Origin of the sequence: Streptomyces sparsogenes, assembly GCF_001704635.1 — a bacterium.
Lineage (GTDB): Bacteria > Actinomycetota > Actinomycetes > Streptomycetales > Streptomycetaceae > Streptomyces > Streptomyces sparsogenes.
Window position 1 is genome coordinate 1 of sequence record NZ_MAXF01000027.1, and the last position, 20,053, is coordinate 20,053.

The window sequence follows — 20,053 nt, forward strand, 5'->3', positions numbered from 1 at the left end:
CCGCGACGTTGCGTTCGGCCCAGGCGGCGAAGGTGCCGGGCGCGCGGCCCAGCACGTGGGCGACGTCGGGGCTCACCCGCCGCTCGTCGTCGGTCGGCGCGCCCAGGATGGCCAGGGTGCCCTCGACCACGGGCAGCGGCATGAAGCGCGCCATCAGCGCGTGGGCCTCCTCCGGGGTCTGCTCGGTGAAGCGCACCGGCTCGCCCAGTGCGGCCGCGATGGCGGCGGCCCGCTCGCGCGGGGTGGTGGGGGCGGGCCCGGTGAGGGTGTAGGTGGCGCCCCGGTGGGCGTCCGGGTCCCGCAGGGCGGCGGCGGCGACCGCGGCCACGTCCTCGGGGTCGACGAAGGGCAGTCCTACGTCGCCGAACGGGGCCGCGGCCTCCCGCCGGGTACGGATGGACTCGGCCCAGGCCAAGGCGTTTCCGGCCATCCCGCCGGACCGCAGGACCGTCCAGTCGAGACCCGACTCCCGTACTGCCGCCTCGAACAGGCGCGGGTGGCCGTACGCCTCCGGGCGGGTCGCCGCGCCCTGCGAGGACAGCAGCACCACCCTGCGGATCCCGGCGGTCTTCGCCACCTCCAGGATTCCCCGCGGGTCCTCCCCCGCCACGAGCAGGAACAGCGCCTGCGCCCCGTCGAACGCGTCCCGCAGCCCGGCCGGTTCGGCCAGGTCGGCGGCCACCGCCCGGACGCCCGGGGGCACATCGGCGTCGGCGATGTGCCGGGCCACGGCCGTCACCGGCACCCGGCCCTCGGCCGTCACCGACACTCGGCCATCGGCGTGCCCGCCCTCGGCGTGCCCGCCCTCGGTGAGCATCCGCACCAGCGCCCGCCCGACGTTTCCGGTCGCACCGGTCACCACGATCATGTCCGTCTCCCGCTCCAAAAAATTAGTTAGTCGACTGACTAACTCGGTACGGCGAGACGCTAGCACGTCCGAGCCCCTCGCTGTCTATAGTGAGTCGGGTGACTGACTCAGAAGATGCGCCGCCCCGCCCCCGGAAGGCCGCCGGCAAGCGGCAGCGGCTGACGGCCGCCGCGGCCCGCGTCTTGCACGAGCAGGGCGTGGAGCGCACGACCATCGCCGACATCGCCCGCGCCGCCGAGGTCCCGGCAGGCAACGTCTACTACTACTTCAAGACCAAGGACGAGCTGGTCGAGGCCGCGCTCGCCGAGCACGTCGACCACCTGAAGACCCTCACCGACCGGCTCGACGGGCTCCCCGATCCGCGCGAGCGCCTCAAGGGCCTGGTGGCGGCGTGGGTCGACGGACGCGACACCGCGGCCCGCTACGGCTGCCCCACCGGCACCCTCGCCACCGAGCTCGGCAAGCGCGACGACGACGGGCCGGGCGTCATGGCGGGCCAGGTCATACGGCGGCTGCTGACCTGGGTCGAGGACCAGTACCGGCAGCTGGGCGCGGCCGACCCCGAGGGGCCGGCGCTGGCGCTCGTCGGCGCGTACCAGGGCATGTCCCTGCTGTCCCACGCCCTGCGCGACCCGGAGATCATGACCCGCGAGGGCGCCCGCCTGATCCGCGGGCTGGACACCGTGGTCTGAGCGGCCACCGGCACGGCAACCGGCGACCGGCCCGGTGTGTGACGCACATCGCTGCCGGGCGCCGAAGCCTGGACTCCGGGGCGCGCCGGTGTGTCACTTGTGTGCCATGGACCTCAACATCACCGCGACCTCCCCCGAACACCCGGCCGCCCTCCTGGATCTGCCGTGGAACGTCCCGCTGGAGGAGTGGCCGGACGAGCACCTGGTCGCGCTGCCGCGCGGCATCTCCCGCCATGTGGTGCGCTTCGCGCGGGCGGGCGGTGAGGTGGTCGCGGTCAAGGAGGTCGGCGAGTGGGCGGCCGTGCGGGAGTACGGGCTGCTGCGCGACCTGGACCGGCTGGCCGTGCCGGCCGTGGACGCACTCGCGGTGGTCACGGGGCGCACCGACGAGCGCGGTGCGCTGCTGGAGCCCGCGCTGATCACCCGCCATCTGGTGGGCTCGCTGCCGTACCGGTCGATGTTCGAGACGACGATGCGGCCCGGCACGATCAAGCGGCTGCTCGACGCGCTCGCCGTGCTGCTGGTGCGGCTGCATCTGAGCGGGTTCGCCTGGGGCGACTGTTCGCTGTCCAACACGCTGTTCCGGCGGGACGCGGGCGCGTACGCCGCGTATCTGGTGGACGCGGAGACCGGACAGCTCCATCCGCGGCTGTCGGACGGGCAGCGCGACTACGACGTCGAGGTGGCGCGGGTGAACATCGCGGGCGAGCTGATGGACCTGGAGGCGGGCGGGTCGCTGCACCCGTCCGTGGATCCGGTGCTGTTCGGCCGGGAGATCGTCGAGCGGTACGAGGAGCTGTGGCACGAGCTGACCCGGGAGTCGGTCTATCCGCTGGCCAAGCGCCACTACATCGACCGTCGGGTGCGGCGGCTGAACGACCTCGGTTTCGATGTCGCGGAAATGCAGATCCAGCGCTCTCCGGACGGGGATACGGTCACTTTTCTGCCGAAAGTCGTGGACGCCGGACATCATCAGCGGCAATTGTTGCGGCTGACCGGTCTCGACGCGGAGGAGAATCAGGCGCGCAGCCTCCTCAACGACCTGGAGACATGGATGGTCTCGCAGGACGACTACGCTCCGGGCGATCCGCTCGGCGCGCGCCCGGAGGTGCTCGCGCACCGCTGGGTCCGTGACGTCTTCCGGCCCACCGTGCGGGCCGTGCCGCCGGAGCTGCGGGCTTCGACCGATGTCGCGCAGATCTACTCCGAACTGCTCGAACACCGCTGGATGCTGTGCGAGCGCGAGGGCCGGGACGTGGGGCTCGAGGCCGCCGTCGAGGACTACATACGGACGGTGCTCGGCCCCCGGCAGGCCCGATTCGGAAAATAATCCGCGGAACATTTCCACTGGAATTCGGATCAGTAATGGCGTGAACTGCGGATTTCCCGGAATCCGGACCCCGCCGAGTGCGGGAATGGCGGTCGTTTGATAGAAATCCTTCTCGCCGCCGGGCCACCTGTTCGTGCGACCGGTGCGATCGCCCGTTGCGAGAAGGAGAATTGCGATGTCCCAGCCGCCTCCGCCGCCCGGCCCCGGTTATCCGCCGCCGGTGTCACCGCCCGCGGGGCCGCCCATGGCGCCGCCGCCGGGCGGGGGGCGGGCGAGCCGCCGCCGGCGGTCGAAGTCGCCCGTCGGGGTCGTCGTCGGCGCGGCGGTGGCGCTCGCGCTGGTCGCCGGTGGCGTCTGGCTCGCCGTGGACGGGGGCTCCGGCGACGGCGGGGGCGGGAAGGGCGGCGACTCGGCGGACGGCGCCGTCGAGGCGCGGGTGCTGGGCAAGGTCCCGATGCCCAGGGTCGACGAGATGGTCAACACCCCGGGCATGTGGGTGACGGACAAGAACCTCGTCAAGGCGGACGTCAACAAGATCGTCGGCTATCCGCTCACCGGGGGCGCCGCCTCGTGGGAGATCCCGCTCGACGGCGAGCTGTGCTGGTCGTCACCGCGGGTCACGGAGGCGGGGCTGACCGCGGTCCTGTTCCAGGACGACGCGCAGGACAACCCGGTCTGCACCCAGGTCGGCCTGGTGGACCTGAAGAAGGGCAAGCTGGTCTGGACGAGGCAGGGCCGCGAGACCGGCGAGCTGGCCTCCGACCGGCCGATCATGTTCGACGAGGTGTCCATCGGCGGCGACACCGTCGCCGCGGGCGGCATCAGCGGTGGCGCGGCCTGGTCGGTCGACGGCAAGCCGCTGTGGATGCCGGACTCGGACGCGGACTGCTCGGACAAGGGCTATGTGGGCGACGGGTCGAAGCTGGTCGCGGTGCGCGAGTGCGGGGAGTCCGGCAGCCCGCGGCTGGAGGTCCAGACGGTGGACCCGAGGACGCGGGCGGTGAAGTCCTCGTACCCGGTGACGCCGGGCATCAAGTACGCCCATGTGGTGTCCACCGATCCGCTGGTCGTCGGCGTCAACGCGGGCGACTCGTCGGGGAGCGGGGTCTCCGACTTCCTGGCGGTCGACGACAGCGCCAAGGAGGGGAAGCTGCTGAGCAAGTTCGGCATGGGCGGCGGTAAGTACCAGGCCGACTGCGACGCGACCAAGGTCGGCGGCTGCTCCGAGATCGTCGTCGACAAGGCGGCCCACGCCCTCTACCTGGCCACCGACTACCGCGCGGGCGCCGCGTCGGGCCCGTCCAACGAGATCGTCGCCATCGATCTGCGGACCGGCAAGGTGACCGCCAAGGCCGACGGCGCCGAGGGCGGCCCGCTGGTGCCGGTCAGGCTCGACGAGGACGGCTCCCTCATCGCCTACCAGGAGGCCACACTCAGCCAGGGCGGCGCGGTCTGGCGCGTCGACACGAAGTCGTACGAGAAGAAGAAGCTGATGCAGAACCCGGAGGAGACCGCGTTCATCGAGAGCGTGGCGCTGCACCGGGAGCTGGTCTACGCCGGTGGGCGGCTCTACATCGGCAACACCAGCGCCTCGAAGCCCTCGACCGACTCCGGCAGGAAGTCGCCGCTGGCCCTGGTCCTCGGCGCGAAGTAGCCCCGGGGCCTCGGGACGCGGCCAGGGTCTGTCGGCCCTGGGCCGCACGGCACGGGCTCCGCCCCTGGACGGGGGTCTGGGGCGGAGCCCGTCGGCCGGTTCGCGTCAGCCGCCCGCGCCGCCTGTGGGCGGGTCCAGGGTCAGGCCCTTGAGCCGCCCCTGCTCGTACGCCTCCGCCATCGCGCGCCGCCGCAGCTTGCCGCTGCTGGTGCGCTCGAGCTGGCCGGGGCGCAGATAGTGCACGTCCGAGGAGCGTACGGTCACGCCGACCGTTTTCACCAGGTGGTCGACGATCCGGGCCCGGCTGCCCTCGACATCGTCGCGCGCGGTGCGGTCCACCTCGGCCAGGACGACGATGTCCTGGCCGATCTGCAGGACGCAGGTGCGGCCGTCGCGCACGAAGTCCAGCCGCTCCACGGCCTGCTCGAAGTCGGAGGCGAAGTAGCTCTGGCCGCCGACCTTGATCCGGTCGCTGATGCGGCCGGTGATGAACAGCTCGCCGTCGTCGAGGAATCCGATGTCGCCGGTGGCGTAGTAGCCGTCGTCGCCGACCAGCGGGGCCTGCTTGTCGAGGTAGGAGGCGGCCAGGCTGCCGCCGGCCACCTCGATCTCGCCCAGCCGGCCCTCCGCGCACACCCGCCCCTCCTCGTCGCGCAGGCGCACGGTGTACTCGGGCATCGGCCGGCCCACCGAGACGGCCGGGACCCCGGAGGGGGACGGCACGACCCGGATCTCGCTGCCCACCGGGCGGCTGGACACCAGCAGCACGGCCTCGGCCATGCCGTAGCAGGGCATGAACACATCGCGCCGCAGCCCCGCGGGGGCCATCAGGTCCAGGAAGGCGTTGAGGTTGGGCAGGTTGATGGGTTCGCTGCCGAGGTAGATCGACCGCACCCGGGACAGGTCGATCTCGGCGATCTCGTCGGCGTCGAGGTCCTGCATCAGCTTGAGGGAGTAGTCGACCGCGAAGTTCGGGATGACCGTGCCCGCGACCCCCTCCCTGGCCATGTGCTCCCACCAGCCGCGGGCGTCGAACAGGAAGGTGATCGGCTCGGCGAGCAGCAGGTCGCAGCCCACGGCGAGGCAGGACAGCAGGCCGCCGACCAGCCCCATGTCGTGGTAGAGCGGCAGCCAGCTGCTGACCCGCTCCTCGGGGACCCGGCCGTCCGTACGGGTGATCATGGTCAGGTTGGAGCGGAGCATGTCCTGCCGGACCGGGATCCCCTTGGGGAAGGACGTGGACCCGGACGAGAACTGGACGAACGCCGGCTCGTCGGCGGCGGGGGTGCGCAGCCGGGCGCCGGGCTCGCGGATCCCGGCGGGCGGCAGCGGCAGGCCCGGAGCGGGCAGGTCGAGGGTGTCCAGGGTGGGGACCTGGAGCACGCGGGCCGCGTCGTAGTCCCGGGCGACCCGGCCGATGAAGTCCAGGTAGGCGGCCCTCGGCGTGTCCAGGACCAGCGGTTTGACCGACAGCGGGACGGCGCCCAGCTCCATGAGGCCCAGGAAGGCGAAGATCACCGCGCTGGAGGTCTCGAAGGGGAACAGCACCCGGGTCCCCGGCTCGATCCCCTGGTCGCGGAAGAAGTCGGCGTACGCGGCGACCTGCTCCGGGAAGTCCTGGTAGCTGATGAACTCGGGCGGGTCGATGAACTTGTCGTACAGGTACAGGCCCCGTTCGGGCGGGCACTCCTGGTTGCGCTGGATGTACTCGAGCACCGCGCCTCTCCTACTCCTCGGTCGTGTCGTCGGGCTTGGTCGTGTCTTCGGGCTTGGTCGTGTCGTCGGGGGTGCGGCCGGCGGCGTCACCGGTGGCGCCGCCCCGCGGGGCGATGCCGCGGGTCCACGCCACCAACTTGGGCAGCACCTGCTCCTGGGCGCGGGCGCCGCGGAGCACATCGACGTGGCCGGGGTCCCAGCTCAGCCCGGTCTCCCGCCCGAAGACGGTGAACTCGGTGGCGCCGCCGAGGTGGTCGGCGAGCTTGCGGGCCCGGGCGGGCGAGGCGTGGAAGGAGTCGCCCGCGCCGATCCCGACCAGCACCGGCAGCGTCACCCGGCCGAGGGCCTGCCAGTAGTCGGTCCGCCCGTCGGCGCTGCGGAAGGCGCCGGACGGCGCCCAGTCGGTGAACTGCCGCATCAGCCCGGCCGGTTCGTCCCACCGGCCCTGCTTGAGCGCGCGGGCCGGGAACCGCCCGAGGAGGCGGGAGATCACCGAGGAAAACGTCATCTGGGCACGTTTGGACAGCCCGCCGTCGCTGTAGTCGTTGACCGCGGAGGAGACGGTGATCACCCCGGCGAGTCGTTTCTGCAGGTCGGGTTCGACGCCGAGCGCGGCCAGGGCCGCGTAGCCGACCATGCTGTGCGCCAGGACAAACAGCGGCCCGGTGTGGGTCGCCGACACCGCCCGGATCAGATCGGGGATGTCATGGCGCACATAGGTGTCGAAGTCCCAGTCGTACGCGAACCGCTGGGGCCGGCGGCTGGGGCCGTGGCCGCGCAGCGAGGCAACGTAGGCGGTGATCCCCTCGTCCAGGAACGCCGCCGCGGGCCCCTGCCCGGACCTGCCCAGGAAGAACCCGCCGTCCGAGAACAGCCCCGGGAGGAACAGCACTCCGGGCGCCCGCTCGCCGCCGCCGGCCGGCCGCGCCTCCCTGAGGTGCAGTTCATGGCCGCCGGAGGTCGGCACCCAGCGTTCGGTCTCCGCGATCCGCGCCGTGCGGTCCTGATCGCCTGCCGTGCTCATCGCGCTCTCCCTTCCTGCTCGCTCAGTCCGGTTCACCGGGAGACGGCGGACGCCGTGAGGAAGTCCTGCATCGAGACCAGGCACCGCTGGGCGGCGTCCAGGAAGGCCACGGTGACCAGGGCGTCCACCGCCGGGCGGTCCACCTCGGGGAGGTGGAGGCGCTGGCGGAACCGCGCCCGGAAGGTGATGTCGTCCTCGTCGAACTCCTCCGCGGTCGGCGACTCGAGGGCCGTGCGCACCTCGACCTGGCCGCGCGGGATCTCCGCCAGGTAGTCGATCTCGGTGCGGGCCACCACCGCGATCATGCGGTCGCCGTGCACCAGCCCCTGCCGGCCGAGCCAGTCCCACCGCGCGGCCTCCAGGTACTCCAGCGCGACCGCGTTGTTCACATGGCCCAGGGCATCGAGGTCATTGGGGCGCACCGGCAGCGTCAGCCGGGATTCGCCGAAGAACACGTCGTACCGCCCGATTGGTCGTGTTGAGGAAACGTGTCAGTGCCGAGGTCCCGCCGGTCACCATGACCACGGCGGACACATAGCCGCCGCTGTGCGAGAGGGAAACGCTCACCCGCAGCCGGTGCCGGGCCAGATGGCCCGCCAGCGCTCCATGGGCCTGGAACCGCGGGGCCCCGCGGTGGTCGTGGACCAGCTCGGCCTCGGTCCAGAACCAGGTCTCGCCCGCCGCCGGAAGTGCTTTGAAAAGCGCTTCCTTGGCCGCGAACGCCCCCGCCATGCTCTCCAGGGGAGAGACCGCCGAGGCGAAGCGGCGCAGTTCCCCGGGGGTGAAGAAGACATCCGGCTCGCGGAGGGAGGAGGCGACCTCCAGTTCACTGATCAGCTGGAGGTCGTGTCCCAGGCCGATCAGCTCCCGACGAGATCCATCCACGTGTCCTCGACTTCTTCACGGGAATGGACCTCGATCCCGGTGATCTTCTTCAGGGCGCCGCAGATGAGCTGCTCCTTCTTCTCCAGCGCCTCGGGACGGAAGTCCTGGTCACCCGTTTCGAGCTGGTCCCACCAGTTCACGTGCGAACCGCGCTGTTCGAGCTGTTTGCGGGCGCTGCCCTGGAGCTCGCCGTCCTCGCGGAGGAAGAGGTGGGCCACCGCGAACGCGTCTTTGGCGGGGTATTCGCCGCTGTCCACGAGCGCTTTCGCGAAGGCGACGAAGTAGTTGCGGTGCTGAATCTCGTCGGCGGCGACCTGCTTGAAAATGCGGCGCAGCCCCGGGTCCTGGATGACGTGCTGGCACTGGCCGTAGTTCACCGCGGCCGTGATCTCGGAGATGGCGAGCAGCACCAGGGTGCGGAGCATGTCGTCGTCGGGGAAGACCTGGCGGAACTGGATGAAGGTCTCGTCGGAGATCGGCTCCATCCCGCTGAGGTCGGCCAGCCGGTTGAAGACCGTCTCGTGGTGGGCCTCCTCCTCGTTCCAGTAGCGGCTCCAGGTGCCGCACGCCTCCATGATCGACGCGACGGTCGGGTTCTTGTCCTGCCAGCGCCGGACCTCGGCCTCCGCCTGGCGCTCCAGCCGGTCCGCGCCCGGCTTGGTGGTCAGCTCGGCCCGGCCCGCGTTCCACACCAGATTGCGGTCGAGCGGGGTGAGGCTGTCCAGGTCCACGGCCTCCAGCAGCTCCACGACGCTCCACCGCCGGGACTCGTGCAGGCGCTGCTGCTCCCAGGTGACGTCGACCAGGGACATGCCGCGCTTGGTCAGCGCGTCGTAGAGGTCGGTGATGATGGCGGGCGGCCCGGCGGGGGCGGCCGGCCGGCGGATGACCGGGGACGAGGCGCGGTCCGTCTCGGCGATGCTCATGCGGCCGCCTCCTTTTTCTGGCGCTCGAATTCCTCGAGGAAGGTCTTCAGCACGGTCGATATCGGGGTGTCGAGAGGCAGCGCCGGGAGGCGCACCCGCACTCCGTAGTCCTTGCGCAATGCGTTTGCGGTGCGCGCGAACGCTTCCATGAGATCGATGCTGTTGGTCATTCGCGGGCTGGTCGCGATGACGTCGGCCAATGTCGCGTCGGCCGCGAATAGCTGCTCTTCCGTGAGGCCCGCGTTCTCTGCGAATTTCTGCCGGATGTAAGGCTCTACCTCAGGTGTGACCATGACTCAGCAGCGTACTGGCTTTCGACTCTTTCGGCCAAGCGATGGGGAAAGAAGTCCAGTTGATGCCAACCGGAACAAACGGAGTGCGGCAATCCGACTTACTGATTCCGTCTGTCCGGTGATATCGCGGCAATGCCGCCAATTAGGTACGGGGGCGCACACGGATCGGCACCGGTCCCTTCGTCAGCAGGGTGATCCCGGCGCCCAGCGGAATGGCGCCGCCGTCGGTGGCGTCTGCCACCTCGTACGCCCGCAGCAGCGTCGCCAGGCTCAGCACCGAATGCAAGGTCGAGAAGTGCTGCCCGATGCACGCCCGGGGTCCGCCGCCGAACGGGAAGTACGCGTAGCGCGGCCGGCCGGCCTCCGCTTCCGGAGTGAAGCGCTCCGGGTCGAAGCGCTCCAGGTCCTCCCAGTAGGCGGGGTGGCGGTGCACCACCCACTGGCTGACGAGGACGGCGGCACCGGCCGGAACGCGACGGCCGCCGATGGCGGAGTCGGCCACGGCGAGCCGGCTGACGGCCGGGGACGGCGGGAACAGCCGCATGGCCTCCTTGAGCACCCTGGTCAGGCGGGGCAGCGAGGCCACGTCCGCCGCCGCGGGGGCGCGGCCCCCGTCGAGCACCCCGTCCAGCTCCTCGCGCACCCGCCGCTGCTCGTCAGGGTGGCGGGCCAGAAGGTGGAGGGCGAAGGTCAGCGCGGTGGCGGTGGTGTCGTGCCCGGCGAGCAGGAAGATCAGGACCTGGTCCCGCAGTTCGGCGCGGCTCAGGCTGCCGTCCTCGGCGTTCTCGGCGCGCATGAGGAGGGTGAGCAGGTCCTCGGCGCCGCCCTCCGGCCCGCTCGGGCGCGCCTGGCCCCGCGACTCGCCCGCCCGTCTGTCGATGATCGCGTCACACAGCGCGTACAGCGCGGCCTGGGCCCGGGCGGCGCGGCGGTTGGCGGGGGTGGGCCAGTCGCCGGGCAGCCTCACCGGGGCCAGCGCCCGGGCCCGCGCGCGCTCGTTGAGCAGGGGCAGGCTGTCCCGGACGACCTCGGTGGTCTGCTCGACGTCGGCGCCGAACAGGACGCGGCCGACGACGCGCAGCGCGAACCCGTGCATCTCCTCCACCAGCTCGACGGTGCCGCCGGTGGCGCCGGGGCCCGTCCGCCAGCGGTCGGCCAGCGCGGTGGCCTCGGCGGTGACCGAGGCGGCGTATCCCTCGACCCGGCGGCGGGTGAAGAGCGGCTGGATGAGTCGGCGCTGGCGCCGGTAGTCCTCGTCCTGGCTGGTGAGCAGGCCGTTGCCGAGGGCCTGCCGTAACTCCTCGTAGATCGCGTTGTCCTTGCGGAAGTTCGCCGCCTCCGTGGCGAGGACCTGCTGGGCGCCCTCGGCGGAGAACACGCCGTAGATCTCCCGCCGCAGCCCGGGCGGGCCGGCGCGGAACCGGACCACGTCGCCGTGCTCGCGGCGGGCCCGCAGATAGGCGGCCAGCGGGTCGCCCAGCAGGTCGGCCGTCGAGCCGAACAGCCATGTCCCGGCGGCGCACGGCGTGTCCCTCACGCCGGTCGCCCCGCTCACGCCGGCCGGTTGGGCCGCCGCGCTGGTGTTGGTCGCCATCCCCACCTCCGTTGTCAGGCCTTCGGCGCCGTGACGCGGCGCACGGTCACGGCGGCGAGCACCGCGACGGCGCAGGCGAATCCGATCGACAGGTACCAGGTGTTACGGGCCCCGCCCAGCGGGTCCCCCGCGGCCGAGGTGACGATGGACACCGCGAGCGCCGTGCCGAGGACGGCGCCGAGCTGGCGGAAGGCGGCGTTGGCCGCGCTGGCGGTGGCCAGCCGGCTGGGCTCCACCCCGGCCAGGGCCACCCCGCCCAGCACCGGCCAGACCAGGCCGGCGCCCACACCCATGACGGCCGCCCCGGGCAGCCAGTGGGTGAGGAAGTCCGGGTCCTGCCCGCCGCCCCAGAACAGCAGCAGGGTCCCGCCGATGTAGATGAGACAGCCGGCGATGACGACCAGGGGGTCGCCGAACCTCTCGGCGAGCCGGCCGGCCGGTCGGGCGACCAGGGCCGTGGCGAGCGGCGGGGGCGTGGTGGCCAGGCCGGCGGTGAGCAGGGACCAGTGCCAGTGGCCGGTCAGGAAGAGGATGTTGTTCAGGATGACCGCGTAGAAGGTCACCGAGAACAGCATCGAGCCGATGTTGCCGCCCACCGCGTTGCGCGAGCGCAGCAGGTCGAGGGAGACGACGGGGGCCGGGTGGCGTGCGCTGCGCGCCACCACCGCCACCGCCAGCACCGCCCCGGCGGCCAGACAGCCGAGGGTGCGCGCGCTCGCCCAGTCCCAGTCGGGGGCCTTGACCAGACCCAGCGCGAGCAGGCCGAGGGAGCCGCCGAGCAGTGCCGCGCCCAGCACATCGGGGGTGGGGCCGCCGCGTTCGCGCTGCTCGGCGAGGTGCCGGCCGGCCCATACGGCGACGATCCCGATCGGGATGTTCACCCAGAACACCGCCCGCCAGCTCCAGTGCTCGGCGAGCAGCCCGCCGAGCCCGGGCCCGATCCCCGCGGCCAGCGCGGCGGACGCGCTCCAGAGGGTGATCGCCACCAGGCGCCTGGCCATCGGGAACATGGGCAGCAGCAGCGCGAGCGAGGTGGGGACGAGGATCGCGGCGCCGAGCGCCTGCACCAGCCGGGCGCCGATGAGGACCGCGGCCGAGCCGGCGATCCCGCAGACGGCGGAGGCGAGGGTGAAGGTGGTCAGCCCCACGGCGAAGGCCCGCCGACAGCCGAGCCGGTCGGCCGCCCGGCCGGCGGGCATGAGGAGCGCGGCGATCACCACGTTGTAGCCGTTGAGCACCCAGGACAGGGTGGGCAGGTCCGTGGCGGCGAAGTCCTCGGCGATGTTGGGGAACGCCACGTTCACGATGGTGCTGTCCAGGAACGCCACGAACGCGCCGAGACAGCACAGCAGGACCAGCCCGAGGGGCGGCTTGGCGGCGGGTCCGTTCGCCACGGCGTCCCGCGTTCCCTCGGGAGCGACCGGTAACTCGGTCATCCGCGTCCTCTCCTGGACAGGCGGGCGGTCTGGGGCACCGTTCCCTCACCCCGGTGAGGCTGATCACGATGCTCGTTGTTACCCGCGAGTGTCAATCCCCCCTGAGGCCCCCCTCCCAGTCCCGTGGAACAACCACCTTGATCCACAACACCCGTTCCGCAGAAGATCGTTGACGACCCGTCAACACTGCTGTAACACTTGCTCGCCGTGTCGATCACGGGGGGAGACGGCTCAGTTGGCTGGCTTGGACGGCGGTGAGGCCGAGAGCTTCACACGGGTGCTGGGGATGCGGGCACAGCGGTCGCCCGACGCCCTCGCCTACCGGTTCGTCGACGCGGACGAGTCGGCCACCGAGATCACATACGCCCGGCTCGACGCCCGGGCGCGGGCGGTCGCCGCCCGCCTCCTGGCCGCCGCCGAGGGCCCGCCCGGCCCGGCGCTGCTGCTCTTCGCGCCCGGCCTCGACTACCTGGCGGGGCTGTTCGGCTGCTTCTACGCGGGAGTGCCCGCGGTGCCCGCCTTCCCGCCGGACCCGGCGCGCCTCACACGGACGCTGCCCCGCCTCGCCGCCATCATCGAGGACGCCGGCGCGGACACCGTCCTGACCACCTCGGACATCGCGCCGCTCATGGCGGAGTGGCTCACCACCGCCCTCGCCGGCCGCACCCCCCGCCTGATCACCACCGACCTGCCAGAACCGGCGGACGCGCCCGGCCCGCTGCCCCCGGACCGGCCGGACCGGCTGGCGCTGCTCCAGTACACCTCGGGCTCCACCGCCCTGCCGCGCGGCGTCATGCTCAGCCAGGCCCGGCTGATCGCCAACGCCCGGCAGATCGCCCACGCCTTCGGAATCCACCCGGGCAGCTCGGGCGGCCTGTGGCTGCCGCCGTACCACGACATGGGGCTGATCGGCGGCATCCTCACCCCGCTGGCCACCGGCATCCCGGTCACCCTCATGTCGCCGGTGACCTTCCTGCGCCGACCGCTGTCCTGGCTGCGCACGGTCTCCCGCTACGGGGCCACGATCACCGGCGGCCCCAACTTCGCCTACGACCTGTGCGTACGGCGCGCGAAGGACGCGGACCTGGAGGGCCTGGACCTGTCCGGCGTCGAACTCACCTTCACCGGCGCCGAGCCGGTCCGCGCCGACACCATGGCGCGCTTCGCCGAGCGCTTCGCGCCCTGCGGCTTCCGGGCCGAGTCGTTCTACCCCTGCTACGGGCTCGCCGAGGCGACGCTGCTGGTCACCGGCGGCAAGCCGCTGAGCGGCTGGCGCTCGGTGCCGGTCGCGCGCGACGCGCTCGAAGCGCACGGCACGGCCCGCCCGGCCGGGCCGGCGGAGCGCGCCAGGTCGCTGGTGAGCTGCGGCCCGCCCGGACCCGGCACCCGGCTGCTGATCGCCGACCCGGCCACCCGCGAGCCGCTGGGCGAGGGCGCCGTGGGCGAGATCTGGGTCGACTCGCCGAGCGTCGCCGACGGCTACTGGCGGCGCCCCGAGGACACCGAGGCCACCTTCGGCGCGACGACCGCCGCCGGCGACGGCCCGTATCTGCGCACCGGCGACCTGGGCTTCCTGCTGGACGGGGAGCTGTTCCCGGCGGGGCGGCTGAAGGACCTGATCGTCGTCAACGGGCGCAACCACCACCCGGTCGACATCGAGCGGGTCTGCGAGGCCGAGGTCGCCGGCATCCGCCGCAACTGCGGCGCCGCCTTCGCGGTCGAGGACGACGAGGGCGCCGCCGAGCGGCTGGTGCTGGTCTACGAGGCCGACCCGGCGGACCCGGAGCGGCACGCGGCGACCGTCGAGGCGATCCGGCGGGCCGTCTCGATGGAGCTGAGCATCCCGCCGTACGCCGTCGTCCTCGTGCGGCCGCGGACCATCCCCAAGACGTCGAGCGGCAAGGTGCAGCGCTGGCTGGCCCGCCGCCACTTCCTCGCCGGCGAACTCGACGAACTCGCGCGCTGGCAGGCAACCACTCCCCCGCAGGCCACCACTCCCCCGAAGGGGCATTCGCAGTGATCTTCAAGGTGCGGGGCGTGCTGCTCCGGTTCACGAACTACGAGAACGAGATCGAGGTCGGCGGCGCCACCGTGCGCGACGGGCTGACCGCCCTGACCGAGCGCTACCCGGACCTGGCCGAGGTGCTGATGGACCGCGAGGGCAGCGTGCGCGCCACCCATCTGATCGCCCTCAACGGCGAGAAGCTCACGCCGGACGAGCTGGACCGGGAGGCCACCGAGGACGACCGGGTGGACATCGTCACCGCGATCTCCGGAGGCTAGCCCCCGATGCCGCGCAGCTCCGCCTACGAGGTCGTGCTCGACGCGAGCCTGTTCACCCCGGACCGGCTCCAGCCCACCGCCGTCGGGCGGCTCGCCTTCCAGGCGGGCACCCGCTGGCTGCGCGACCACGTGTGCGGCCACCGCACGCTGGTGTCCGAGCACCGGGTGGGTTTCGTGCTGTGGGCCTGGCAGCTCGAGTACGACCAGCCCCTGCGGTTCCACGACGCCGACGAGGCGCGGGTCGAGGTGCGCGCCCGGGTGCGCGGCCCGCGCGCCTCCCAGCTGGAGATGGAGATGACGGTCTCGGGCCCGGCGGGCGTGGCGGTGCGCACCCGCGCCGCCTCGGTGCCGCTGCGGCTCACCGGCGACCAGGCGCTCTCCGGCGCGCCGACCACCCTGCCCGACTCCTTCGTGGCGGGCTTCCACGAGGACGAGGTCGAGCGCTCCCCGTATCTGTCGCCGGTGCGCGGGCTGTTGGGCGCGTTCGAGCGTGAGGGCGAGCGGATCGCCTCGCACACCACGGCCTTCCGGGTGCACCGCCACCACTGCGAGGTGGCCGACCAGTGGTACTGGGTCGAGTCCCTCGGGTTCGCGGGCGGCGCCCGGGAGGAGTGCGTGCTGCGGCACGGCGGGAGCGCCCCCGAGCTGCGCCGGGCGCTGGCCGAGGGGATCCGCCGGGTCGACGCGACCTGGCTGCGGGCCGGGCAGCTGTGGGATCTGCTGCGGGTGCGCACCACCGCCTACCGGCACGGCGGCGGGCTCGCGTTCGTCCATGAGCTGGGGCTCGCCGAGGACGACAGCGGCGGGCCGTACGCGATCGTGGTGGAGCGCGTATGACCGGGGCAGGGGTACCGCTGCCCACCTTCGCGGCGGCCGAGGAGCTGGAACGGGCGCTGGGCTGCCCGTTCGACCCCGGCACCGGCATGTCGCTGGCCGCCGGGGTGCGCGCGGACGACCTGGAGGCCGAGCCCGTCGCCGCGTACGAGGCGGCCTGGGCGGCCGGGCTGCACGAGCACCTGGTGCCGGTCGCCGAGGGCGGCCGCATGGGCTCGTTCGAGTCGCTGCTGGCCGTGGTGCGCGCCGCCTCGCGCCGCGAGCCGGCGGTCCCGGTGGGGTTCGGCTCGACGCTGCTGGCCACCGCGCCGGTGTGGATCTGGGGCGACGACGCGCAGCGGCGCCGGGTCGCCGAGCTGGCGCTCGGCCGGGCCTGGGGCACCGCCGGCATCAGCGAGGAGGCGGCGGGCAGCGATCTGCTGGCCACCGCCACCCGTGCCGTCCCGACGGGCGACGGATTCGTCCTGAACGGGAAGAAGTGGCTGGTCGGCAACGGCGGTCGGTCCTCGTTCGCGACCGTGCTGGCCGCCTCGGAGCCGTCCTTCGGGCTGTTCCTGGTGGACTTCGAGGCCCTCGGCGGCGCCGGGGTGCGGAGACTGCCGAAGGTGCCCACCCACGGACTGCGCGGCCACGACCTGAGCGGCTTCGTCCTCGAGGACTGCCGGGTCGGCCCCGGCGCCCGGCTGGGGCGGCCGGGCCGCGGCATCGAGATGGTCACCGGCATGCTCCAGTTCACCCGGACCCTGGTGGGCGGCACCGGCCTCGGCGTGGCCGACACGGCGCTGCGCATCGCGCTGCGCCACGCGCGCGGGCGGGTGCTGTACGGGGAGCCGGCGCTGGCGCTGGCCCCGGTGCGCTCGCTGCTGGCGCGCGGCTTCGCCGACCTGCTGGTCGCGGAGTGCACCGCGCTGGCCGCGGCGCGCGCCCTGGACGTGGCGCGGCAGCGGATGGCGCTGTGGTCGGCGGTGGCGAAGTACGTGGTGCCCGCGCTGTGCGTGGACGCCGTGGACGCCTGCGGCGAGGTGCTCAGCGCCCGCGCCCATCTGCGGGAGGGGGTCGCCGGCGGGGCGTTCCAGAAGCTGGTGCGCGATGTGGCGATCACCCCGGTGTTCGAGGGCACCCAGCTGGTCCAGCTGGACACGGTCCGCACCCAGTTGGTCAGCGGGGCGCGGCGGCGGGCCGGGGGACGGCCCGAGGTGCCCCTGCCGCTGCTGTTCGGGTTCGGCGAGCCGGTGACCCCGGTGGCCCCCCGCGACCAGCGGCCCTCGCTCACCTACGGCGGCGCCGACGAGGTGGTCGACCTCCTCGACGAGGCGGTGGCGGAGCTGGGCGACGACCAGGAGCTGGCCGCGCTCGGCCACACCCTGCTGAAGGTCCGCGACGAGACGCGGGAGACGCTGCGCGCGCTGGGGGCGGGGCGCACCTCCGACGCGTACGAAGCCGCCCGCCGCCACTGTCTGGTGCACGCCGGCGCCTGCTGTCTGCACACCTGGCTGCGGCGCCGGGAGGCGCTGGGCGGCCTGGCCGCCGACCGGGCCTGGCTCTCGGCCGCGCTGCGCCGCGTCCTGGAGCGGCTGGGCCTCCCGGCGGGCCCGGACCGGGAGGCCGAGGAGCGGCTGGTGCGCCGGCTCGAAGACCTTGACGACGACGACCGGGCGTTCTCCCTGGTGCCGCTGCGGCTCGCGCCGCGCTCCCGGGGGTCCGTACCGCTATGAGACCAGCCCGTACCCAGGAGGACGCCATCACCACCGAACACCGCGAGGGCACCGCCGAGTCCACCGGCGCCTGGCTGCCCTCGTTGATCGGAGAACTGCTCGGCCTCGACGGGCGGCGGCTGCCGGCCGACCGGCCGCTGGGCGAGCTCGGCATCGACTCGCTCACCGCGGCCCAGCTGTCCGTCGAGGTCGAGGAGCGCACCGACGTCACCATTCCGCTGGAACGGTTCCTCGGCGAGGAGACGCTCCAGGACCTGGTGCGCGAGCTGGAGCGCGAGGCGGGGGAGGCCGGGGCGAGGGGGGCCGGGGCGTGACGGCCCGCCGCCCAGGGCCCCGGGCGCACGCCGCCGATGTGATGAACCGGGCCCACCCGGGCCACCGCACCCTGGACGCCGAGGTCGAGCAGGTCAGGCGGGAGGCCCGGCGGCGGTTCGGGGGCTTCGTCCTGGACGTGGCCAACCCCGGCTCCCACTTCCGCAACAAGGAGCACCGGCCGCTCGACCACCGCGTCTTCGAGCAGGCCGGCGCGCTGGGGCTGCTGGGCTTCTCGCTGCCGGCCGGGATCGGCGGCGAGGGGCGGGACAAGCTCGCCTGGGGCGTGGTGGTCGAGGAGGTCGCCCGCCTCTCGCGCGACCCCGGCTTCGCCGTGCTGCTCGACATCAGCGTCGAGATCACCGAGCTGATCCTGTCCAGCGGCACCCCGGAGCTGATCGAGACCTATGTGCCGGACCTGGTGGCCGGCCGGCGCTTCGGGGTGCAGGGCGCGTACGAGAGCCGGGACCCGTACGACTACCGGTCCACGGCGCGGCTGGACGGCGACACATGGGTGCTGAACGGCGCCAAGCGCTTCCTGGCCGGGGCGGCGTTCGCCGACCTCTTCGTGCTCTTCCTGCGCGACGAGGCGTCCAACGACATGCTGGCGTTCCTGGTCGAGAAGGACGACCCGGGCGTCACCCCCGTGCCCATGGACACCATGGGCATGCACACCCTGGGCCTGGGCCAGGTGATCCTGCACGAGGTGCGGCTGCCGCGGACGCGGCTGCTGTGGCGCGCCGACGCGCTCAGCGAGCTGAACACCTACGCGCGCATCCGCCGGACGATGAGCGCGTGCGGGGTGCTGGGCGCGCTGGACGGGGTGATCGAGAACTGTGTCGAGGCGCTGTCCGCGCGCAGGCGCGGCGGGCGCCGGGTGCTGGACTACCCCAACGTCGAGCGGTCGGTCGGCGAGCTGCGCATGCTGCTGCAGTCCGCCCGCGCGAGCGTCTACCGGGCGCTGGACGGCACCCGGTCGCCGGACCGCGACCCGTACTTCGACGAGTTCGCCACCGTCGCCAAGCACCACGCGTCGGAGTGCGCGCTGCGCGTCGGCCAGCTGGTGATGAGTCTTCAGGGCGGCGAGGCGTACATGTCGGCGTTCCCCTGGGAGCGCTTCATGCGCGACATCCTGGGCCTGATCTCCGGCCAGGGCTCCCAGGAGATGCTGCTGATGCAGCTGGGGCAGCGCACGATCGTGGGCCTGGAGGGGCGGCGGGTGCGGGAGGAGGCCGCCGAGCGCGCCGTCGCCAAGCTGGCGGACGGGTGGTGGGCGCTGCACGCCGCCGCGCACGACGGCGGCGGGGAGTTCGCCGAGGCGGCCCGGGCGGTGGTCGCGGCGGCCGGGCCGGACGCGGGGGGCGCGGTCGCCGGGAACGCGGAAGTCGGGGAGACGGTCGCCGGGGGCGCGGAGGCGCGCGGCGCGGTGGCCGCGTTGCTCGACCGCGCCCACGCCCTGGTGGCGGCCGTACGGGCGGGCCGGCCGCCCGAGGCGCTGCCGGAGGGCCCGGCGGGCCTGGTCGAGGGGCGGCTGGCGGGCCTGGCCGAGGGGGCGTGGGGCCTGCTGGCGTGCGGGGTGGCGCGGGAGACCGGGCTGCTGGCCCGGCTGCTGGAACCCTGCACGGCGCGCGAGGCGGCGGGGGATCTGCCGCCGGCGCTGGCCGAGGGGCTGCTGGAGGCGCTGGTGCGCGCCTCGGTGGCGCACCGGGACGGCGAGGGTCGCTACGCGGTGGCCGAGGGCCTGGAGCGGGTGCTGATCGGCGGCCCGCGCGCCTCGGCGTTCGCCGCGCGGCTGCGGCGCGCGCTGGACGGCGGGGCCCGGCTGCGGGGCGGGAAGCCGGACCCGGGCGGCGCGGCGCCGGCCGGGTGCGGTGGGGAGGCGGCGCCGCTCGCGGACGCGCTGGTCAACTCCCTGCTGGGGAGGCTCGAGGGGCTGCCGGTGCTGCTGGACCGGCCGGGGGCTCAGGTGGGCTGCGCGGCCGGGGACGGCGGCCGGTCGGCGGTCGAGCTGGCGCGGCACATCCCGTTCGTGCCGGTGCTCGCGCTGGAGCCGGAGCCGGTGGCCGCGGACGCGGTCCTGGTCGGCGGCGCGGGCGGTGGGGAGGTACGGGTCCGCGTCGCGGGCCCGGCGGGCTTCGCGGAGGGCGACCGGCTCGCGCTCGCCTGGCTGCCCGCGGCCGGGGTGCCGGCCGGGGAGCTGCGGCCGGCCGTCGAGGCTGCCGTGGCGGCGCTGCTGCCCGGCGGCTGGGTCGTCCTGCCGTGCCCGCTGCCGCCGAAGCGCCCCCTGGGGGCCGCGGCGGCCCGCCTGGACCTGGCGCTCGCCGGCGGGCGGGTGCCGGACGAGGGCGAGGTCGAGGGGGTGCTGGCGGCGGCGGGTCTCGGCCATGTGCGGGCCGCGTGGGACGACGCGGCGCTCGGCCTCCGGCTGGTCGCGGCGCGGCGCCCCGCCTGACCCGGGTCCGGGCCCGGGCCGAGAGCCGTGGGCCCCGCG

General features: G+C 73.7%; 18 protein-coding genes. 9 read left to right on the plus strand and 9 right to left on the minus strand.

What is annotated here, in order from left to right; genetic code table 11:
• Positions 1 to 868 (minus strand): SDR family oxidoreductase (locus tag BBH68_RS05210; protein ID WP_065959192.1); only part of this gene is annotated, 868 nt, incomplete at its 3' end.
• 98 nt (positions 869 to 966) lie between these two features.
• On the opposite strand from BBH68_RS05210, the gene BBH68_RS05215 reads away from it, so the two are divergent.
• The 3 genes from BBH68_RS05215 (at position 967) to BBH68_RS05225 (ending at position 4,544) form a co-directional block, all read left to right on the plus strand.
• On the plus strand, positions 967 to 1,560 hold the full coding sequence (locus BBH68_RS05215; protein ID WP_065959194.1) for a TetR/AcrR family transcriptional regulator: 594 nt from the start codon (positions 967 to 969) through the stop codon (positions 1,558 to 1,560).
• Positions 1,561 to 1,666: 106 nt separating this feature from the next.
• Positions 1,667 to 2,890 (plus strand): DUF4032 domain-containing protein, encoded by a 1,224-nt coding sequence (locus tag BBH68_RS05220; protein ID WP_065959196.1) that lies wholly within the window; start codon positions 1,667 to 1,669, stop codon positions 2,888 to 2,890.
• A 175-nt stretch (positions 2,891 to 3,065) separates the two neighbouring features.
• Positions 3,066 to 4,544 carry a hypothetical protein gene (locus BBH68_RS05225; RefSeq protein ID WP_076970981.1) on the plus strand — a complete coding sequence of 493 codons (1,479 nt, stop codon included), beginning with the start codon at positions 3,066 to 3,068 and terminating at the stop codon, positions 4,542 to 4,544.
• A gap of 105 nt (positions 4,545 to 4,649) precedes the next feature.
• Here BBH68_RS05225 and BBH68_RS05230 read toward each other — a convergent pair whose 3' ends face one another.
• The 8 genes from BBH68_RS05230 to BBH68_RS05265 all read right to left on the minus strand — a co-directional run bounded on the left by BBH68_RS05230 (position 4,650) and on the right by BBH68_RS05265 (position 12,418).
• Positions 4,650 to 6,260 carry an AMP-binding protein gene (locus tag BBH68_RS05230; RefSeq protein WP_065959199.1) on the minus strand — a complete coding sequence of 537 codons (1,611 nt, stop codon included), beginning with the start codon at positions 6,258 to 6,260 and terminating at the stop codon, positions 4,650 to 4,652.
• 10 nt (positions 6,261 to 6,270) lie between these two features.
• Positions 6,271 to 7,284 carry an alpha/beta fold hydrolase gene (locus BBH68_RS05235; RefSeq protein WP_065959201.1) on the minus strand — a complete coding sequence of 338 codons (1,014 nt, stop codon included), beginning with the start codon at positions 7,282 to 7,284 and terminating at the stop codon, positions 6,271 to 6,273.
• A gap of 32 nt (positions 7,285 to 7,316) precedes the next feature.
• Positions 7,317 to 7,706, minus strand: a complete 390-nt coding sequence (locus tag BBH68_RS05240) for an acyl-CoA thioesterase (protein ID WP_245737901.1) — start codon at positions 7,704 to 7,706, stop codon at positions 7,317 to 7,319.
• A complete protein-coding gene (locus tag BBH68_RS05245; RefSeq protein WP_065959205.1) occupies positions 7,693 to 8,169 on the minus strand; it encodes a holo-ACP synthase in 477 nt (158 codons plus the stop codon). Before BBH68_RS05245 ends, BBH68_RS05240 begins: the two co-directional genes overlap by 14 nt.
• Entirely contained in the window at positions 8,145 to 9,095 is a 951-nt protein-coding gene (locus tag BBH68_RS05250; protein ID WP_065959207.1) for an acyl-ACP desaturase, read from the minus strand. The genes BBH68_RS05245 and BBH68_RS05250 overlap by 25 nt, the downstream gene beginning before the upstream one ends.
• Positions 9,092 to 9,388: a hypothetical protein gene (locus BBH68_RS05255; protein ID WP_065959208.1), complete on the minus strand. Its 297-nt coding sequence runs from the start codon at positions 9,386 to 9,388 to the stop codon at positions 9,092 to 9,094. Before BBH68_RS05255 ends, BBH68_RS05250 begins: the two co-directional genes overlap by 4 nt.
• A gap of 142 nt (positions 9,389 to 9,530) precedes the next feature.
• On the minus strand, positions 9,531 to 10,982 hold the full coding sequence (locus tag BBH68_RS05260) for a cytochrome P450 (RefSeq protein WP_079150816.1): 1,452 nt from the start codon (positions 10,980 to 10,982) through the stop codon (positions 9,531 to 9,533).
• A gap of 14 nt (positions 10,983 to 10,996) precedes the next feature.
• Positions 10,997 to 12,418 carry an MFS transporter gene (locus BBH68_RS05265; protein WP_079150817.1) on the minus strand — a complete coding sequence of 474 codons (1,422 nt, stop codon included), beginning with the start codon at positions 12,416 to 12,418 and terminating at the stop codon, positions 10,997 to 10,999.
• Between the two features lie 235 nt (positions 12,419 to 12,653).
• Between BBH68_RS05265 and BBH68_RS05270 the strand changes: the two genes are divergently transcribed.
• The 6 genes from BBH68_RS05270 to BBH68_RS05295 are packed head-to-tail and all read left to right on the plus strand — an operon-like array spanning position 12,654 to position 20,014.
• Positions 12,654 to 14,438, plus strand: a complete 1,785-nt coding sequence (locus BBH68_RS05270) for a fatty acyl-AMP ligase (protein WP_065959210.1) — start codon at positions 12,654 to 12,656, stop codon at positions 14,436 to 14,438.
• Positions 14,435 to 14,701, plus strand: coding sequence for a MoaD/ThiS family protein (locus BBH68_RS05275; protein WP_065959212.1), 267 nt, complete (start codon positions 14,435 to 14,437; stop codon positions 14,699 to 14,701). Before BBH68_RS05270 ends, BBH68_RS05275 begins: the two co-directional genes overlap by 4 nt.
• 6 nt (positions 14,702 to 14,707) lie before the next feature.
• A complete protein-coding gene (locus BBH68_RS05280; RefSeq protein WP_065959214.1) occupies positions 14,708 to 15,538 on the plus strand; it encodes an acyl-CoA thioesterase in 831 nt (276 codons plus the stop codon).
• Positions 15,535 to 17,250, plus strand: a complete 1,716-nt coding sequence (locus BBH68_RS05285) for an acyl-CoA dehydrogenase family protein (protein ID WP_065959215.1) — start codon at positions 15,535 to 15,537, stop codon at positions 17,248 to 17,250. Before BBH68_RS05280 ends, BBH68_RS05285 begins: the two co-directional genes overlap by 4 nt.
• Positions 17,247 to 17,564, plus strand: coding sequence for an acyl carrier protein (locus tag BBH68_RS05290; RefSeq protein WP_065959216.1), 318 nt, complete (start codon positions 17,247 to 17,249; stop codon positions 17,562 to 17,564). Before BBH68_RS05285 ends, BBH68_RS05290 begins: the two co-directional genes overlap by 4 nt.
• Positions 17,561 to 20,014: an acyl-CoA dehydrogenase family protein gene (locus BBH68_RS05295; protein ID WP_245737902.1), complete on the plus strand. Its 2,454-nt coding sequence runs from the start codon at positions 17,561 to 17,563 to the stop codon at positions 20,012 to 20,014. The genes BBH68_RS05290 and BBH68_RS05295 overlap by 4 nt, the downstream gene beginning before the upstream one ends.
• Positions 20,015 to 20,053 lie beyond the last annotated feature (39 nt).

Bases quoted from the DNA above. Each gene is read 5' to 3' on its own strand.
- BBH68_RS05220 (WP_065959196.1), top strand. From the start codon at position 1,667: ATGGACCTCAACATCACCGCGACCTCCCCCGAACACCCGGCCGCCCTC.
- BBH68_RS05225 (WP_076970981.1), top strand. From the start codon at position 3,066: ATGTCCCAGCCGCCTCCGCCGCCCGGCCCCGGTTATCCGCCGCCGGTG.
- BBH68_RS05235 (WP_065959201.1), bottom strand. From the start codon at position 7,284: ATGAGCACGGCAGGCGATCAGGACCGCACGGCGCGGATCGCGGAGACC.
- BBH68_RS05250 (WP_065959207.1), bottom strand. From the start codon at position 9,095: ATGAGCATCGCCGAGACGGACCGCGCCTCGTCCCCGGTCATCCGCCGG.
- BBH68_RS05255 (WP_065959208.1), bottom strand. From the start codon at position 9,388: ATGGTCACACCTGAGGTAGAGCCTTACATCCGGCAGAAATTCGCAGAG.
- BBH68_RS05260 (WP_079150816.1), bottom strand. From the start codon at position 10,982: ATGGCGACCAACACCAGCGCGGCGGCCCAACCGGCCGGCGTGAGCGGG.
- BBH68_RS05265 (WP_079150817.1), bottom strand. From the start codon at position 12,418: ATGACCGAGTTACCGGTCGCTCCCGAGGGAACGCGGGACGCCGTGGCG.
- BBH68_RS05280 (WP_065959214.1), top strand. From the start codon at position 14,708: ATGCCGCGCAGCTCCGCCTACGAGGTCGTGCTCGACGCGAGCCTGTTC.
- BBH68_RS05285 (WP_065959215.1), top strand. From the start codon at position 15,535: ATGACCGGGGCAGGGGTACCGCTGCCCACCTTCGCGGCGGCCGAGGAG.
- BBH68_RS05290 (WP_065959216.1), top strand. From the start codon at position 17,247: ATGAGACCAGCCCGTACCCAGGAGGACGCCATCACCACCGAACACCGC.